The 18,046-nt window shown below is 34.7% G+C and carries 14 protein-coding genes and 1 other annotated feature; of the genes, 11 read left to right on the top strand and 3 right to left on the bottom strand.

Annotated features, from left to right (window positions below):
- The first annotated feature begins 150 nt into the window (after window positions 1-150).
- The 8 genes from AC4BB2_RS09450 to AC4BB2_RS09415 all read left to right on the top strand — a co-directional run bounded on the left by AC4BB2_RS09450 (window position 151) and on the right by AC4BB2_RS09415 (window position 12,040).
- Entirely contained in the window at window positions 151-3,015 is a 2,865-nt protein-coding gene (locus AC4BB2_RS09450) for an RICIN domain-containing protein (RefSeq protein WP_490472685.1), read from the top strand.
- A 94-nt stretch (window positions 3,016-3,109) separates the two neighbouring features.
- The gene (locus tag AC4BB2_RS09445; RefSeq protein ID WP_490472684.1) at window positions 3,110-3,646 is read left to right on the top strand and encodes an immunoglobulin-like domain-containing protein; all 537 of its coding nucleotides are present in this window, start codon (window positions 3,110-3,112) and stop codon (window positions 3,644-3,646) included.
- A 300-nt stretch (window positions 3,647-3,946) separates the two neighbouring features.
- Window positions 3,947-4,639: a winged helix-turn-helix domain-containing protein gene (locus AC4BB2_RS09440; RefSeq protein ID WP_490472683.1), complete on the top strand. Its 693-nt coding sequence runs from the start codon at window positions 3,947-3,949 to the stop codon at window positions 4,637-4,639.
- 155 nt (window positions 4,640-4,794) lie between these two features.
- Complete coding sequence (locus AC4BB2_RS09435; RefSeq protein ID WP_490472682.1) at window positions 4,795-6,630, top strand: LTA synthase family protein; 1,836 nt, start codon at window positions 4,795-4,797, stop codon at window positions 6,628-6,630.
- Window positions 6,631-6,656: 26 nt separating this feature from the next.
- On the top strand, window positions 6,657-7,412 hold the full coding sequence (locus AC4BB2_RS09430) for a tRNA 2-thiocytidine biosynthesis TtcA family protein (protein ID WP_490472681.1): 756 nt from the start codon (window positions 6,657-6,659) through the stop codon (window positions 7,410-7,412).
- 479 nt (window positions 7,413-7,891) lie between these two features.
- Window positions 7,892-10,603, top strand: a complete 2,712-nt coding sequence (locus AC4BB2_RS09425) for a cation-translocating P-type ATPase (protein ID WP_490472680.1) — start codon at window positions 7,892-7,894, stop codon at window positions 10,601-10,603.
- Window positions 10,604-10,886: 283 nt separating this feature from the next.
- Complete coding sequence (locus tag AC4BB2_RS09420; RefSeq protein ID WP_086312283.1) at window positions 10,887-11,474, top strand: ATP-dependent Clp protease proteolytic subunit; 588 nt, start codon at window positions 10,887-10,889, stop codon at window positions 11,472-11,474.
- A 131-nt stretch (window positions 11,475-11,605) separates the two neighbouring features.
- Complete coding sequence (locus AC4BB2_RS09415; protein ID WP_490472679.1) at window positions 11,606-12,040, top strand: hypothetical protein; 435 nt, start codon at window positions 11,606-11,608, stop codon at window positions 12,038-12,040.
- Window positions 12,041-12,438: 398 nt separating this feature from the next.
- Here AC4BB2_RS09415 and AC4BB2_RS09410 read toward each other — a convergent pair whose 3' ends face one another.
- Together AC4BB2_RS09410 and AC4BB2_RS09405 are read right to left on the bottom strand one after the other, a co-directional pair.
- Complete coding sequence (locus tag AC4BB2_RS09410; protein ID WP_010763183.1) at window positions 12,439-12,600, bottom strand: hypothetical protein; 162 nt, start codon at window positions 12,598-12,600, stop codon at window positions 12,439-12,441.
- Window positions 12,601-12,632: 32 nt separating this feature from the next.
- Entirely contained in the window at window positions 12,633-12,989 is a 357-nt protein-coding gene (locus tag AC4BB2_RS09405; RefSeq protein WP_490472678.1) for a hypothetical protein, read from the bottom strand.
- A 150-nt stretch (window positions 12,990-13,139) separates the two neighbouring features.
- Window positions 13,140-13,400, top strand: a binding site (T-box leader).
- Between the two features lie 148 nt (window positions 13,401-13,548).
- Between AC4BB2_RS09405 and AC4BB2_RS09400 the strand changes: the two genes are divergently transcribed.
- Complete coding sequence (locus tag AC4BB2_RS09400; RefSeq protein WP_490472677.1) at window positions 13,549-14,829, top strand: O-acetylhomoserine aminocarboxypropyltransferase/cysteine synthase family protein; 1,281 nt, start codon at window positions 13,549-13,551, stop codon at window positions 14,827-14,829.
- 33 nt (window positions 14,830-14,862) lie between these two features.
- On the opposite strand, the gene AC4BB2_RS09395 is transcribed toward AC4BB2_RS09400, so the two are convergent.
- Window positions 14,863-15,024 carry a CGNR zinc finger domain-containing protein gene (locus AC4BB2_RS09395; protein ID WP_490474689.1) on the bottom strand — a complete coding sequence of 54 codons (162 nt, stop codon included), beginning with the start codon at window positions 15,022-15,024 and terminating at the stop codon, window positions 14,863-14,865.
- Window positions 15,025-15,478: 454 nt separating this feature from the next.
- Between AC4BB2_RS09395 and AC4BB2_RS09390 the strand changes: the two genes are divergently transcribed.
- Entirely contained in the window at window positions 15,479-16,999 is a 1,521-nt protein-coding gene (locus tag AC4BB2_RS09390) for a 2-isopropylmalate synthase (protein WP_490472676.1), read from the top strand.
- The gene (gene leuB / locus AC4BB2_RS09385) at window positions 16,999-18,045 is read left to right on the top strand and encodes a 3-isopropylmalate dehydrogenase (RefSeq protein WP_490472675.1); all 1,047 of its coding nucleotides are present in this window, start codon (window positions 16,999-17,001) and stop codon (window positions 18,043-18,045) included. Before AC4BB2_RS09390 ends, leuB begins: the two co-directional genes overlap by 1 nt.
- The last annotated feature ends 1 nt before the right edge of the window (window position 18,046 follow it).

Genomic DNA, 18,046 nt, shown 5'->3' with positions numbered 1-18,046 from the left:
GGAAATAGTCTTGAAATTCACTGCGTTTCATATGTAAATGGAATCTACTTTAATTTTGATAATACTATTAATTTAACAAATTTACCGTATAAGAAAGGTTGGTATGAGATGAATTCCATGTGGAGATTAAAGAGAGGGGAACAACATTATTTGATAAAAAAAACAGCGCTCAATATTTTATTTTTATTCATACTATATTTAGTTGTATGGGGGAAGCCTACGGTTGTAAATGCTCAACAAACAGTGAACGATAACATGTATGTTGCTTTTTCAAAAAAAAATGAGAAATATGTTTTAGATATCTCTATATATACAGGAAGTTTGATTACCTATCCCTATCATGGATTAGGGAATCAGTTATTTTCCTTTAAGTACAGACCAGAAAAAGACGGATATATTATCCAATTATCTAGAGATGAACAAGAACTTTTAAAGGCTGATGCTATAAAAAAAGAAGTATCTGTTGCTAAACAAACAAATGTAGTGAATAGCTTAAGTGTTCTGGAAGATGAATTAATATGGGATATAAAAAAGGTAACTGGAAAGTATTATACATTATCAAATAGAAAAACTGGCCTATATATTACAAATACTGGTGAGGTATCTACTAATATAACTTTGAAACCATATATGAATGATGATTCACAGTTATATAAACTTGAAACGATGTTGGGGGTTTATACAATTAGTAATCGTTATAATCCGAATATGGTGTGGGATATTAATGGAGGTGTTGGAGCAAACAGAGATATTATTGCTTATCCTTATGGGGGGGCATCAAAGAAAAATCAAGAATGGTTTTTACTATTTAAGCCTAATGATAATCAATATATCTTATCAAATGCAGGAGATAAGCGATTGTTACTTAATCAAACAAGTGCTACAAGCCCACCAAACACTATGTTAAATTCTTTAGGATTTATGGATAATTATGAGAAAAAAAATTTATTAGGGTTTTCAAAAGAGACTGAAATAAATGGCGACATGGTTGTCATAATAAAAAACGCTCAATATGGAACGTATTACAGTATTACTGATACTATTGCTGGAGATACTTTGGGTAGAGCATTACAACTGCAAGGATATCAAAGTAGTGGCGATGCAAGCTATAGACAGCAATGGATTCTAAAAAAGAAAAAAGAGTTAGCAATTCCAACTATAGATAATATCAAAGTAATAGGAACTATTTCAGGAGAAAGCAATACCTTTTATGCAGGCGAAAAATTAACTGTTAATGGAAGATACACGGATTCAGAATTTAAACAATTTGATTTATATGCTCAATTTGATACAGATGCGGCAAAGCTTATTGAACAAAACATCCCTATAAAGAATGGAACACAAAACTTTTCAGCACAAGTAGATACTTCAGATTATAGAGATGGAGAGCACTTTGTGGAGTTTTCTGCAAGGGGTGATGGGATGTTTCAATCAAATAGAGTAGCCTTAAAATATAAGATTGCATATCCCACTCCTGTTGGGAAACCTAAACCTCAAGTAATAGAACAATACACAGATATCAATTCGTTAAAAGCTAGTGATTTTGTAACGGACCTAAAAGATGAAATTGGCAGTAATATTGAAATTACTAGATTGGAGCTAGATACGAGCCTTGAAGGGAATCAGATTGCAGTTGTTTCAATTAAAAATAAATATAAAACAGTTAAGATCGATGTCCCTGTAACTATTTTGCCAAATCCGATTGTTACGTCAGATTATTTTGAAAATCAAGTCTGGCTGATTGATGAAATAAATCGCCAGTTTTCAAGTAAAGGCAAGAAAATAGATGAAAATCTATATATGTTAGATCTATTAGATATTACGTCAATCGTTAACCGAACAGGAGCAGATTTTCCTAACCAACATATTCCAAAAAATATAGAGGCTCTTCAAAATTTGCAAGTAATAGATTTAAAAGATAAACACCTTAGTGGACGTTTGCCAGATGAGTTAGGAAATTTAACAAACTTGAAGAAACTATCAATATTCGGGAATAGTTTTACAGGAGAAATCCCCAAAACAGTATCAAAATTAGAAAATCTTGAATTTCTGGCTCTAGATGATAACAAACTGACAGGAACAGTTCCTTCTGGACTTGAAAAATTAACGAAACTAAAACAAGTGTATATCAATAAAAATGCACTCGTTGGGATTCTACCTACATTTAATTTAGGACCATTTTCTAATTTTGACATACGAGATACTCAGCTAACGTATAATGAAAATAATAGTCCAAGTTTCATTAGTAATGAAATCCAGTATCAGCAAACATTTGCTGTAGGGAAGAATAGTCTAGCCTTGACAGGCAATAAGAGTTTTCTAATTTCAGATGATGGAGCAATCATAAAACCATTTGATTCGATCAATGAAGGCTTTCTTAACCTTCGGGCACGAAAAAAGGATATGACAGATGTTGAACTGTATTCAGGACATACATTCAAAATTATCAATAAAGAGAATGGTCAAGTACTATATGATGGGCAAGCAATTAAAAGTACGGAAATTAAAATTGACTCTGGTAAAATCTATCAAGTGGTGATGGATGATGCTGTTAAAAATCCAAACAATAGTATTGAATTTGGGGTAAATCTTCGCGAATATAAATTAAGTGAAGTACCTAAAACGTTATCACTGGATTTGAAATTAGGTGATTTTGAGCATCAACCAGTGAAAATTTCCAGTAAAGATAGTTTAAGTGTGTTTGATAATCGCTTGAATAGCCAGTGGCAATTAAAGATTAAGCCAAGTAAACTGAAAAGCAAAACGAGAACAATGTCAGGAAGTTACTTTTATAAAGCAAAAGAGGGTGTACCAGTAGAAATTTTAGCTGGAGACTCGTTTACAACGATTGAAAGTGGAACGAGCGAACCAAATGCGGGAACAATAGATGTATCAAAAGAGTGGAATGATAAAAGTGGATTATTTTATAAACAGTCAACTACTGGTAACTATAAAGATGCTTATACTGGGAAACTTGAATGGCAATTAGTAGATGCGCCAACGGGAAGGGAATAATTGCACTGACCGAGAAAAAAAAGTATAACTTTGGATTCTCGGTTTTAAATAGCAGTTAATATAACGATAGTTGTTTATCTAGGAGGGGGTATTTATGAAAAAATTTTGTGAGTTTGTTATTGTATCGAGTATTCTAGCGGGAGTTGTACTTGGTACAAATTTAACTTCAAAGATTGCTAAAGTAAAAGCAAATGCTCATAGTAAAACAGCAGTACAACTCGAATTTAGTGAGGAGAAAGAGAGAACAATACCTTTAGATAAGCAATTTAATCCGCTAAAAGGTGTGTCATTAGTGTCTAGCAACGGGAAAGTTAGTTCAGATACACAGTATTTTGTTGTTTTTGATGGTCACGGACATTACATTTTTGAGGATGGAACAACAACCTTGAAAGCATTAACTAATAACAAACCAGAAATAAAGGCTACTGCTCGAGTGATTCTTAAAGGGACTTCTTTTAAACCATTAAAACATGCGAAAGCTTGGGACAAAGAAGATGGAGATATCAGTAAAAATATTAAGGTAAGCGGAAAAGTAAATACTCTTGTTTCTGGAATCTATTCAATAAATTATAGTATCACAAATTCTGCTGGAAACACTGAAATTAAAACCGTTCAATTTTATGTAATCTAAATAAAGTGAAATTTAGTTAGAACCTAGCCTTATAAAAGAAGAGCTTAGGACAGAATTATTAAATCCTAAGAAATAAGAAGGAATTCACGAAAATTGTTCTTCAAATTTTTGTGAGTTTTTTCTTATTTCCGAAGGCATTACCTTTGCCTCAATTGTTTATTTACCAGTTAGAGTATAGAGTATTTATAAAAAAAGTATAATTGGTATTTGAAAGCGTATACTTGTTGTTTTTTTTATCTTTAATTAAGTGTAATATAGATAAAATAAAATAATTTTAAATAAAAAATGGAGGAATATTTTATGTTTACGATTGGATGTTTGTCAGAAAAAGAATTAGAAGATAATATGCATCTAAATTTTTTGATAGAAAAAGGTTGGGATTTACCCATAATCAATATAAATGATACGTTAGAGCAGCAGAATAAATTAGATGCTATTGTTATTTTCGATGTTGCCATGTCAAAAACTTGTCGTTGGCTGATGGAACTAAAAATACATGCAAATTTACCAATTTATTTATTATCTGAAATTGATGAGTCTCATTCAAATATTGTTTATCTACAATTAGGAGTGGAAGCTTGTTTTTCGACCAAGATGGATCCTGAGGAGCTTTATTATACGTTAACGAATTTACTTATGCATTTTTCTAAAAGTGAAGATAATCAGTTACTAGAGAATAGATTAGAATATTCCAAGGAAAAAGCAGTGAAACTAATATCTAATAATTTGAGTGTATTGATTGATGGAAAAAATGAAATTTCATTAACCAAAAAAGAATATAATACGCTAGAAATTTTATATAGTAGACCACGTAAAACTGTCTCATATGAAGAATTTCAAGAAAAATTATGGACACTTGAAACAGATCTTGATGGTAGAAATTATCGGATTGCGAATCTCATTTTTCATTTACGCAAAAAAATAGAATCAAGTGGAAGCGATCCAAGTTTTATAAAAACTGTTCGTTCTAAGGGATATATGCTATATATGTAGGCTAGAAGAAACGCTTCTGGTATTCAAAAGATTAACAAAATAAGTACTTATAACTAATCTTAAAGTAATGTTCCTCAATGAAGGAGCTTTACTTTTTTTTCGTCTAAGCATAAAATATTAGAGGACGTGTTTAGAAAGAGAAAAGGGAGAATTGTGTGAAAGAAAAACTAAAAATAGTTAAAAAAAAATCAGTTAAATATCCATTGATCATTGTTGGAATGATCCTGCTAGTTTTTATCAGCAACTTGTATCTACAGTGGTGTCAAAATGAATTATCAATGGATTTAGTGTTTAAATTTGCCTTTTCATGGCATACAGAAAAATTTGTATTAGGTTGTCTAGTCTTGATGATCGTTTTATTATTTTTGTGTAGTTTAGCAGGATCCCTTGCTTTAGGGAGTTTACTTTATACGATTACAATCGGAATTTTAGGTTTCGCTGATTACCAAAAAATGTTTTATCGAACAGAGCCGATTTACCCAGATGATTTAAAGATGGTTACAGAGTTTGGCTTACTTAGAGAAATGATCGGAACAGTACCCTTTATTTTAATTTTACTGATTGCCGCAGTTGGTTTATTCTTCTTTGGAAGAGCCGTTTATAAAAGTCGACTATTATCGAAAAAAATACAGATTATACGTTTCTCAGTTTTAGTGGTAACAGTGGGTTTATTGATTTATACTAGCAATTTTAACAACTCGAATAATTTATTGAGAAAAGCTTACGATCGGACAGCACTTTGGATTCCTTACAGCCAAAAAATGAATTACTACAATACGGGATTTATGGGCGGTTTTTTATATAATTTAAAAGTAGAAGCGATGGATGAACCAGAAAATTATTCTCAAAAAAATATCGAAAAAATTACGAATAAATACACAAATAAAGTAAAAAAAACAAATGGTTTATTAGAAGAACAGCCAAATATTATCTTTGTTATGAGCGAAAGTTTCTCAAATCCTCAGAATTTAAAAGGTGTAACGGCTAATTCAGATCCATTAAAGGACTATTACGATATTGCCAAAACAACTTATAGCGGACAAATGCTGTCACAAAACTATGGTGGTGGAACAGCAAATATCGAATTTGAAGCCTTAACCAGCTTCTCGATGGAACTATTTAACCCGCAATTGACGACACCTTATACTATGCTGATTCCGAAAATGACAGAAATTCCATCTATTGTTTCACTGGTGAAAAATCAGAAGTATCAAACAACAGCAATCCATCCATATAATACATCCATGTATAAGCGTAAGGATGTTTACAACAAAATGGGCTTTGACCAGTTTATCAGCGAAGATACAATGAAATATAAGGAGACGATTCAAAACAATCCGTATATTTCCGATGAGTCAGCATACAAAGAAGTATTAGATTTATTGGAAGAGGATCGGACTCCGCAGTTTGTGCATTTAGTGACGATGCAAACCCATATGCCATACAGTGATAAATATAAGACTTCTAATTATTCTTCGAAAAGCCAAGGAAATAAACAAGCAATCGACAGTTATATGCAAGATGTCGCATACAGCAGTGAAGCATTGAAACAGTTCACAACAGCATTAAAAGATATAAAACGACGAACCTTAGTTGTTTTCTGGGGAGATCATTTACCAAGTATTTATTCAGATGAAATCAAGGCTGAAAATGCTGAAGTGAAAATGCATCAAACGGAATTTTTAATGTACGATAATCAAGGAAAACTAACTGGAAGAAATACCCATGATGCGCTTAGCAGTCCATTTTACTTTGCACCAACATTATTTGATCAAAGCGGTATGCAGATGACAGGATTTTACCAAATGCTAGCTGAATTGGAAAAACAAGTCCCTGCTTTTGAAAAAGGTTTCTATTATAAAGATAAAAAATGGACTAAAACTCTTACCTTGAATGAAACGCAAGAAGAATTATATAAAGACTATCGCTTGATCCAATATGATATTGTTTCTGGTAAAAAGTATAGTTTAAAAACTGATTTTTTTAATTGAGTTAAGTGATTAAAAAGGAGAACAGGATGAGTTTTAAAAAGAAAGATAATCAAACCTACTATAATCCAATTCGTAAAGCGGTTTTGAACCATCAAATGATTCAGCCCGGTGATAAAGTGGCTATTGGAATGAGTGGTGGTAAGGACAGTACCAGCCTTTTGTATTTTCTAGACATGATTAGTAAACAAAAACGCTTAGGTTTTGAATTTGAGATCGTTCCTATTACCTTGGCAATGGGCTTTGATATGGATATTACTCCGCTGCAAGAATTTGTAGAAGGATTAGGCTATGAATTAGAGGTAGTTCCCACAAATATTGCCCAAGTTGTTTTTGATATTCGAGAAGAACGTTCCCCTTGTTCCTTGTGTGCCAAATTGCGTCGTGGGATTTTATACAAGCAAGCAAAAGAAATGGGCTGTAACAAAGTTGCCTTAGGTCATCATTTAGATGATGCAATCGAAACGTATTTTATGAATTTTTTATTTCATGGACAAATGGCTAGCTTTGAACCAATCAGCTATTTATCAAAAACAGATATCACATTGATTCGTCCCTTGCTTTATGTAGAAGAAAAACAAATCATTCAGTTTATTAAAAGAGAAGAGTTACCAGTGATTTTCAATCCTTGTCCAGTTGATAAGAAAACGAAACGGGAAGAAATCAAACATCTTGTAAGTGGTTTGGCTCAAAACTATCCTGATATTCGAGAGAAATTTATTATGAGTATGGAACAGGGAACAGCTGGAAATTTCTGGATGAAATCAATGAAACCGATGGAGTAAAAATAAGAAAATCTAAAATTCTAACATGATCACACGGAACAAATTCCCTTAGAGTAGTTGATACTTTAGGGGATTTTTAATGATTAAAGTCAACTATCTGCTATACTTATTTTTCAAATTAAACAAAGACTTTTCTGAAAATTACTACGATTTCATTTGAAAAACATGAAAAGAACAGGTATAATCAATGTAACAATAATTATTGGTGATTCACGTTTTTAATCACCACCATATTATTTCATGAGGGAGTAACTGGCGGCGCTAGCTGCGACAACATCACCAACTCCGAAAGCAATTTCTGGTGTTGTCTTAAACGGTGAGACTTATGTATGTTCTATTTAGGTAGCATACAGAGGTCTATTTTTTTTCGTTTTTGCTGCGAACCATCCTGTTAAGTCAGAAGTTCAAAAACGTGTTCGTTTTGCTTTTATGAAGTAAAATAGATTTAAGTAGCTGCAAAATTAAAGAGGAGGAAGAACATGTCAGAAGAAAAAAAGGTTCAACTATCTGAAGCATTTTACACGCAGTCAGAAGAAGAGGTCTTACAAAAATTTGATACGACTGTAGAAGGTCTATCAGATCAAGAAGCGAAAAAAAGATTAGAAAGTTATGGTGCCAACGCATTAGATGAAGGCAAGAAAAAATCAATCGTTGTAAAATTCTTTGAGCAGTTTAAAGACTTTATGATTATTGTCTTGTTGTTTGCTGCGGTGATTTCAGCAGTATTTTCACATGATGTGGTTGATTCGATTATTATTTTACTGGTTGTTGTTTTAAATGCCATTTTTGGTGTGATTCAAGAAGCTAAAGCAGAACAAGCAATTGAAGCACTAAAAGAAATGTCTTCACCTAATGCAAATATTCGTCGTGATGGACATGTTATCACAGTCAAAAGTGATGAATTAGTTCCTGGTGATATTGTTTTATTAGAAGCTGGAGATGTTGTACCAGCGGATTTACGTTTATTAGAAGCAGCTACTCTAAAAATAGAAGAGGCTGCATTGACAGGTGAGTCTGTTCCTGTTGAAAAAGCAATAGCTGTTTTGCAAGGAACAGCAGATGATATTGGTATTGGTGACCGCATCAATATGGCCTACTCAAACAGTAACGTTACCTATGGTCGAGGAATCGGTGTGGTTGTTGGAACTGGAATGAATACAGAAGTCGGTAAAATTGCCGGTATGCTAGCTAACGAACAAGAAACAGAAACACCATTAAAACAAAATCTAAACCAATTAGGTAAAATGTTGACGATTGCGATATTAGTAATCGCCGCAGTGATGTTTGTTGTAGGGATGATGAACGGTCGTACATGGATTGATATGTTATTAACGTCTATCTCATTAGCCGTTGCAGCGATTCCAGAAGGATTACCTGCAATCGTTACAATCATTTTGGCTTTAGGAACACAAAAAATGGCCAAGAAAAACGCAATTGTCCGCAAACTTCCTGCTGTTGAAACATTAGGAAGTACAGACATTATCTGTTCTGATAAAACAGGAACATTAACACTAAACCAAATGACCGTTGAAGCACTATACACTGATAATAACGTAGCACCAGCTACTGCAGATGTATCAATGGATAATATGGCATTAAAAATTATGACATTTACGAATGATACAAAAATTGCTCAAGACGGTACGTTGATTGGTGATCCCACCGAAACAGCGTTAGTACAATATGGTTTAGACCATGGCTTCAATGTAACTGAAAAAGTTGCAGCTGAACCTCGCGTTGCTGAAATTCCATTTGATTCAGATCGTAAATTAATGACAACTGTTCACCAATTAACAGATGGAAAATTCCTAGTTTCTGTAAAAGGTGCACCAGATGAGTTATTGAAACGTTGTAATCAAGTCCTATTAAATAATCAAACAACAACTTTAGATGAATCAGGACGCAAAGATATTTTAACGAACAACACAAAAATGGCCAAACAAGCTCTACGTGTGTTAGGAATGGCCTACAAAATCGTTGATGCAGTTCCTGGTGAAATGGATTCTGATTTAGTCGAAAAAGATTTAGTATTTGCTGGACTTGTCGGCATGATTGATCCAGAACGTAAAGAAGCGGCAGAAGCGGTTAAAGTTGCTAAAGAAGCTGGTATTCGTCCAATCATGATTACCGGAGACCACAAAGACACAGCAGAAGCAATTGCTGCTCGTCTAGGAATCATCAAAGAAGGTGACGATGATGCGGTCATTACAGGTGCTGAATTAAATGAGTTATCTGATGAAGCATTTGCTAAAGTCGTTGGACATTACTCTGTTTATGCACGTGTATCACCTGAACATAAAGTACGTATCGTAAAAGCTTGGCAACAAGAAGGAAAAGTAGTTGCAATGACAGGTGACGGTGTGAATGATGCGCCAGCCTTGAAAGCAGCAGACATCGGTATCGGAATGGGGATTACTGGTACAGAAGTATCAAAAGGCGCCTCTGATATGGTCTTAGCTGATGACAACTTCTCTACAATTATCGTCGCTGTTGAAGAAGGACGTAAAGTCTTCTCTAACATCCAAAAAACAATTCAATACCTACTTTCTGCCAACTTAGGGGAAGTATTAACATTATTTATTGCAACAATGTTAGCTTGGGACACCTTACTACCAGTTCACTTATTGTGGATCAACTTAGTAACAGATACATTCCCAGCGATTGCTTTAGGTGTGGAACCAGCAGAACGTGATGTTATGAGCCATGCACCTCGTGGGAAAAAATCAAACTTCTTCTCTGGTGGTGTTTTGAGCAGTGTCATTTATCAAGGGATTACACAAGGTGCATTGACACTGATCGTTTACAAAATGGCAATCGAATTCCCAGCACATACAGCAGCCAATATGCCAAACCTATCTGCAACGGCTTTATATGATTTACAACATGGAGATGCATTGACCATGGCTTTTGCGACATTAGGTTTGATTCAATTGTTCCATGCCTTTAACGTGAAATCTATTTACCAATCAATCTTTAAAGTTGGTTTGTTTAGAAACAAATCATTCAACTGGGCAATCTTGGTATCGTTCCTACTATTAGCAGCGACGATCTTGATTCCAGGCTTCAATGACTTGTTTAGCGTAACATCTTTAGATGCTTACCAATGGGCAATAGTTGCCGGAACATCATTTGCGATTGTTCCTATTGTGGAAATCGTGAAGTTTGTTCAACGTAGAATGGGTAAAATCTAATACAATTTATTTAGAAAAATGAAAAGTAGAAATGTGTCTTTAGATGCATTTCTACTTTTTTATTGGTATAATTTTTACTAGATTCAAATTATATTTTTTAAGGTCAAAACAAGTCAAAAAAGTGGACAAATTTTCAGATTGCGGTATTATTAATATAGACATTTAACTTTACATGTTAAATGATTTTATTCAGCTTGTATGTTATCTAGCTGCATGGGTCAGCTTTTTCGTAAAAAATAGAACCGAGCCCATTCTGCTTTTAAAAATAAGGAGGTCACTAGACATGAACTATTTAGATGAAAATGAAGAAACAGAAGAAAAACAACAACCAAATGCCTTTATGAAAAAACTTTTTGAAGAACGAACAATTTTGATTTACGGTGAAATCAATCAAGATTTAGCCAGAGAAGTCACTTCTCAATTGCTTTTACTAGCAGCAATGGGAGATGAACCAATCAAGATTTTTATTAATAGCCAAGGTGGACACGTTGAAGCGGGTGATACAATCCATGATATGATTAAATTTGTAAAACCAGAAGTTATTGTGATCGGTACTGGTTGGGTTGCAAGTGCTGGAATTACAATTTATCTAGCAGCTGATGCCAAGAACAGATACAGCTTGCCAAATACCCGTTATATGATTCATCAACCTGCTGGCGGTGTTCAAGGACAAAGTACAGAAATCCAGATCGAAGCGAAAGAAATCATCCGCATGCGTGAACGTGTGAACCGTTTGATTGCTGAAGCAACAGGTCAAACCTATGAAAAAATTGCTAAAGACACAGACCGTAACTTTTGGATGTCTGCTGATGAAGCGAAAGATTACGGCATGATTTCTAAAATCATCAAAACAAGTGACGAAATCAAATAAGATTAAGAAACTGCAAACAAAGCCGTTTGCAGTTTTTTTTGACTTGAAATTAAGGATTTGCAGATAGTCCTTGTCATGTGAAGGTGAAAAAGTTAAAATTAAGTGATTACTAAAAGAAAGTAGGAAAGATAGTGAAACCAAACTTAGGATATTATGTTCAAAAAATCAATGATATTGTAAAAGAAACAGAAGAAGTCGGAGAAAAAATGAACGACTACTACGAAGAAGTACGTAAAGCAATTGATGAAGGAAAGGTGACTGAGCTAGCTCCTGAAAGAATCGCTGAAATTCAACGTATTTTTCAAGATGGGACGAAAGAGTATACAGCGATGTTGGAGAAAGTCACGCAATTACGTCCGCCAGCACGTGTAATGGGGATTCATAAAAAATTCGAGCGTTCATATATCGAATATTTAGCTGGATGTAATGAAATGATTTTATCTTTAGATCCAGAAAAAGGTGTAGATGTTGATTTATTCAACAACTCTGAAGAAAAACAAGACAAAGCAACTGACGATATTTCGTTTGCAATTACACGAATGAGTAATCTTTTGTTAAATAAATAAAAAGATAAACAAAAAAATGACTAAAAAAAGGAATGCTTAATTTTGTTTTAATGTTATTTTTAGTAGACAAAAGAAAAATTGTGTTGTATTATATGTTCATACCAACAACAACCTTTTTATTTTTCATTTTACTCTTATTGAGTAATACTCCTTTTCCATCGGCCTTTTCAGCCGGTGGTTTTTTATTTTTCAAAAATCAACATATTATAATTTCTATGATAATATATTTATTCTATTTATTTTTAAATAAAGAAAAGTTATTTTATCTATTTGTATTCTATTTTAATCGGACAGATTATTTGCTTGTTTTTTTAATTAAAAGTGAGAAATATAAAAAGTCTAATCCAACGTGAATAAGCGTTGGATTAGACTTTTTAAATAATAACGTAAGAGCTCTATCAATTTTCTACATTACGGACATAGTCATCAAAATACTGAACAAGGTCAGATTTGATCTTTTGGTACTCTGCTTCTGTGTATTCACGTTCTTCGATTGTTCCATTAAAAAATGGAATTTCCAACTCTTCGCGTAAGCGATCTACTACTTCGCTTTGATCCATTTGGGCACCTTCTTTACGTGTTGTCTACTCTATTATAAAACATTAAATTCATTCGTCAACTGCTCAAAATAATCTTGCATAGCTGTTAACTTATTATAAAGTAGGGCGCTATCATCATCTTCAAGGAAGAAGAGCTGTTTTAATTCAAAATAAAAATCTTCAAAAGCCTTGAAGAATGAGTGTACTTGTGGTGCGTTCAACTCACTATTACTAAAGTAAAAAACACGTACACTATGATAATAGGTGAATACTTCATTCATATTCAAAAGGATTCGAGTATCCTCAGAATGCGTACGACTAGTAACAAGATCATATAAAGATAAACTCTTTGTGTGAATTTCAGATAGATAAGACAAAAGTATTTCCACTTTTTCATTACTTGCTGACATTAAATCGACCTCCAGTTTTCCTAATTATAATAAAAAATAGATAGAAAGAGAAATGGGACACCCTGTTTTACTTAAAAATTTATAAAAAATGAAAATAAAAGGAAAAAAGTTGACAAAAAAATAAGTTTATTTTAATATTGATTTCAATAATAAAACTCAGTGAAAAGAAGAGTACACAAGCAGACATTTAAACCAAGCTGAACGAATTTATTTTTAGCTGGAACTAGAGAGCTTTCATTTGGTGAAAGAAAGTAATGAACACTTGTCGAAAATGATCTTAGAGAGGAAAAATCATATTGATTTTTACGGCAGCCACCGTTAACAAAGCACCAAATCAAGAAGAAATTCTGCGTTTGGGTTGAGATGGAAGTTGTTTCCAATAAAGGTGGTACCGCGACAGTCGCCCTTTACTAGCATATTGCTAGTAGGGGGCGGCTTTTTTAGTTCCTTTTTAATGAGAATAAATAAAAAGAGGTGGTCATTATGCAAGAAGATGACATGTGCATCAGTAAGGTAAAAAAGATAAATAAAATAAAAAACAGAAAAGGAATGAAGCATAATGACAAACACTAACTATCAATTCGAAACGATCCAAATCCACGGTGGACATACACCGGATAAAGAGACAAATTCAAGGGCTGTTCCGATTTATCAAACAACTTCTTATACATTTGACGATACGCAAGATGCAGCTGAAAAATTTTCGTTATCTAAAGCAGGAAACATCTATACCCGGATTACAAATCCTACAACAGCAGTTTTAGAAGATCGTTTAAACGAATTAGAAGGTGGTGTCGGAGCTGTAGCAGTAGCATCTGGAACGGCTGCTGTTACTTATGCAATCCAGAATCTTGCAAGTAGTGGTGATCACATTGTCTCGGCTTCAACGTTGTATGGTGGAACCTTTAATTTATTTGCCCATAAATTGCCAGAGTTTGGCATTACAACAACTTTTGTTGATCCAGATCAGTTAATTAATTTTGAAGAAGCCATCAAAGAAAATACAAAAGCGATTTTTGTAGAAACAATTGGAAATCCTATCACGAACGTGGCAGATTTAGAAGCGATTGCAGAAATCGCCCATAAACATGAGCTTCCATTGATTGTCGATAATACTTTTGCAACAGCCTATTTAAATCGTCCTTTTGATTTTGGTGCGGATATAGTTGTGTATTCAGCAACAAAATTTATTGGCGGACACGGTGTGGCTTTAGGCGGTGTCATCATTGATTCAGGCAAATTCAATTGGGCAAATGGTAAATTTCCTAAATTAGTTGATCCAGATCCAAGTTATCACGGACTTTCTTATACAAAAGACGTGGGAGCCGCAGCGTATATCACTCGTTTAAGAGTTTCTTTATTACGAGATACAGGAGCCGCAATTTCGCCATTTAATAGTTTCTTATTGATTTTGGGTTTAGAAACATTATCTTTGAGATTAGAACGTCATGTAGAAAATGCTCTGACTGTTGCGAAATTTTTGAATAAACACCCGAAAGTTCAATGGGTCAATTACCCGGGTTTACCTGATAATAGTTATCATCAGCTTGCAGCAAAATATTTACCTAAAGGCGCAGGTTCAGTGTTTACTTTTGGTGTGAAAGGTGGAGCCGAGGCAGGGAAGAACTTAATCAATCATGTCGAACTATTTTCACTCTTAGCTAATGTTGGAGATGCAAAATCACTGATCATTCATCCTGCTTCAACAACACATTCTCAACTAAGTGAAGAAGAATTAAACGCTTCTGGAACTTCACCAGAATTGATTCGTCTATCAATTGGAATTGAGAATATTGATGATATTCTGAAAGATTTGGAACAGGCATTAGAAAAAATATAGTAAAAAGGTGAACAAAACGTTTATATGTTTTGTTCACCTTTTTTGTTCTATCTCCTCATTTGACACTTGTTTTTTTCTTTTTGCAAAAGCCTCAACTTTATGACGATTTCCACAAATTTTCATTGAGCACCATTTTCTACGTCCTGTACAATCCATAAAAAGTAATACACATTCTGGATTAGTACAACGATGCAGTTTATGAATATCATCATTAATAAATAAAATTTGACTTTCTTAAAAAAATTCCCATAAAACTATTGACTTTGATTTGAAAGTTCTGTATCTTTAACATTATAGTTTGAATTATCCAAAAATTCTGACAATAAAGGATGTTGAAGATGATGAACAAGCAGACAACGACAATTACATTCTTATTATTACTGAAGGACTCATCACACTGATTTATAGAAACTAGCTGAAGCACAGCTTTTTCTTATCAGAGGTTGAGAGTCCTGTTTTCGCATTGCATGAACGGGATGACCAGACATCCCATATTCGTGGGATGTTTTTTTATTGCAAAACACAGCGACTGCTTGCAGAGCTGATGTTGCGCAATACTTGGCGAACGAAGAGAGAGAAGTCTCATTCGTTTCTCTTAACCTAAAAAATGAAGAAAACCATTACTCAATTCAGAAGGGATGTATGAAAAATGAAAAGTATCCAATTCTTTGATACCACTCTAAGAGACGGGGAACAAACACCAGGCGTGAATTTCAACACAAAAGAAAAAGTTCAAATCGCCAAACAACTAGAAAAATGGGGGATTGATACAATCGAAGCGGGATTTCCGATTGCATCAATTGGTGATTTTGAAGCAGTCAAAGCCATTGCAGAGAATGCCGAAAAGATGACAGTCGCTGGACTCGCTCGCTGTCAAAAAGCCGACATTGATCGTGCTCATGAAGCCTTGCAAAATGCCAAGCACCCACAAATTCATGTTTTTCTAGCAACAAGCCCGGTTCATATGGAATACAAGCTAAAAATGACACCAGATGAAGTGATCGCTTCTATTAAAGAACATGTCAGCTATGCAAGAACCAAATTCGAGAAAGTCCAATTTTCACCAGAAGATGCGACTAGAACAGAAAAACAATTTCTACTAAAAGCTGTTCAAACTGCAATCGACGCCGGAGCAACAATCATCAACGTTCCTGATACTGTGGGTTATTCTAACCCTACTGAGTACGGGGCACTATTTAAATTCTTGATCGAAAATATCCAAAGCAACCAAGAAATCATTTTCTCTTCCCATTGTCACGATGACTTAGGAATGGCGACGGCCAATGCCTTAGCAGCAATTGAAAATGGCGCGCGTCGAGTAGAAGGAACCATCAACGGCATCGGCGAACGAGCGGGTAATACTGCTCTTGAAGAAGTTGCATTAGCTCTTTACATTAGAAAAGATTTCTACAAAGCACAAAGCAATATCACTTTGAAGGAAACCAAAAGAACTAGTGACCTCGTCAGCCGTTTGTCTGGTGTGGCCGTACCAAGAAACAAAGCAATCATAGGAGCAAATGCCTATGCTCATGAATCAGGAATCCACCAAGACGGCGTACTGAAAAATCCTGACACATACGAAATCATCACACCGTCACTAGTTGGCGTAAACGAAAACTCATTGCCGCTAGGAAAACTTTCTGGTCGACATGCTTTTGCAACCAAAATGGAAGCTCTTGGTTACCAACTAACAGAAGAAGAACTAAAAGATGCTTTCAAACGCTTCAAATCATTAGCCGATAAGAAAAAACAAGTCACAGAAGATGATCTGATCGCATTGATGATCGGACAATCCCAAGAATGTAATGAAGCCTATCGCTTAGAACGTGTACAATTACAATACGTTTCAGACGGCAGTCAAGGTGCAATTGTTTCTATCAACACAAGAGAAGATGAAACAAAAACAGAATCAGCTATCGGTTCAGGAAGTATCCAAGCAATTTATAATTCTATCGATAAAATACTAGCCCAAAAACCAGAACTAAAAGAGTATTACATCAAAGCCGTCACAGGCGGTGAAGACGCTCAAGCCGAAGTTCACGTAACCTTAGCTGATACAAATAACAAACAATTCAACGGCATCGGTATTGATTTTGATGTTCTTCAAGCGTCAGCCAAAGCCTATGTCAAAGCCAGCGAACAATTTCAAAAAGAAGTGGGGAAAGCCTAATGAGTAAACGAATCGTAGCATTGCCAGGAGATGGCATCGGAGCAGAAATCATGGATAGCGCACTAAAGATTTTAGCAGAAATCATGATTCAAGATAATTTAGATTTTGACATTGAACGCTTTTCTTTTGGCGGTGCGGGTATTGATGAAAAAGGCGATCCATTACCTGAAGAAACGTTAAAAGCCTGCGAAAAGGCAGATGCTATTTTGCTAGGTGCCATCGGTGGACCAAAATGGGACAATGCACCAAAACGTCCGGAACAAGGATTACTTAGTTTAAGAAAAGCATTAGGTCTATTCGCAAATATTCGACCAATTTCGGTACCAGATGCTGTCGTTCATTTGTCTCCTTTAAAAGAAGAAAACGTTCGTGGCGTTGACTTTATTGTTGTTCGTGAATTAACTGGCGGTATTTACTTTGGGGAAAAAAATTTAGGCGAAACAGAAGCCTCTGACCTATGTACCTACTCAAAAGCTGAAATTCAACGTATCATTCGCAAAGCCTTTGAAATTGCCCGTACTAGAAACAAAAAAGTCACATCAGTTGATAAAGCAAATGTTCTAGCCACCAGTAAATTATGGCGCCAAACAGCCGAAGAAGTGGCACAAGAATTTCCAGATTGCACGTTGGAACACCAATTAGTTGATTCAGCGGCGATGGTGATGATTCAAAAACCAAAAGCCTTTGATGTAATTGTCACAGAAAATCTATTTGGCGATATCCTAAGTGATGAAGCATCGGTAATCCCAGGATCATTGGGTATGATGCCAAGTGCTAGTCACAGTGAATCGGGTCCGTCATTATATGAACCAATCCATGGATCGGCTCCAGACATTGCCAATCAAAATATCGCCAATCCAATGTCTATGATCTTGTCGACAGCGATGATGTTGCGTCAATCATTTGGATTAGAAAACGCAGCGAAAAAAATTGAAGATGCCTGTGAATCTGTGATGAATCAGGGAATCTTGACCACAGATTTAGGTGGACATGCAACGACTACAGAATTTACAGAAGCAGTCATAAAAGAATTGAGAGGTGCCTAAT

It is taken from the genome of Enterococcus sp. AAFC-DPL-5146 (assembly GCF_058216635.1).
The sequence above is the reverse complement of the archived record's forward strand: the minus strand, read 5'-3'. Positions and strand labels throughout refer to the sequence as shown.

What these genes read in the sequence shown, in the direction of transcription:
- AC4BB2_RS09445 (WP_490472684.1), top strand. Translation starts at nt 3,110, where the DNA reads ATGAAAAAATTTTGTGAGTTTGTTATTGTATCGAGTATTCTAGCGGGA.
- AC4BB2_RS09440 (WP_490472683.1), top strand. Translation starts at nt 3,947, where the DNA reads ATGTTTACGATTGGATGTTTGTCAGAAAAAGAATTAGAAGATAATATG.
- AC4BB2_RS09430 (WP_490472681.1), top strand. Translation starts at nt 6,657, where the DNA reads ATGAGTTTTAAAAAGAAAGATAATCAAACCTACTATAATCCAATTCGT.
- AC4BB2_RS09425 (WP_490472680.1), top strand. Translation starts at nt 7,892, where the DNA reads ATGTCAGAAGAAAAAAAGGTTCAACTATCTGAAGCATTTTACACGCAG.
- AC4BB2_RS09420 (WP_086312283.1), top strand. Translation starts at nt 10,887, where the DNA reads ATGAACTATTTAGATGAAAATGAAGAAACAGAAGAAAAACAACAACCA.
- AC4BB2_RS09410 (WP_010763183.1), bottom strand. Translation starts at nt 12,600, where the DNA reads ATGGATCAAAGCGAAGTAGTAGATCGCTTACGCGAAGAGTTGGAAATT.
- AC4BB2_RS09405 (WP_490472678.1), bottom strand. Translation starts at nt 12,989, where the DNA reads ATGTCAGCAAGTAATGAAAAAGTGGAAATACTTTTGTCTTATCTATCT.
- AC4BB2_RS09400 (WP_490472677.1), top strand. Translation starts at nt 13,549, where the DNA reads ATGACAAACACTAACTATCAATTCGAAACGATCCAAATCCACGGTGGA.
- AC4BB2_RS09390 (WP_490472676.1), top strand. Translation starts at nt 15,479, where the DNA reads ATGAAAAGTATCCAATTCTTTGATACCACTCTAAGAGACGGGGAACAA.
- leuB (WP_490472675.1), top strand. Translation starts at nt 16,999, where the DNA reads ATGAGTAAACGAATCGTAGCATTGCCAGGAGATGGCATCGGAGCAGAA.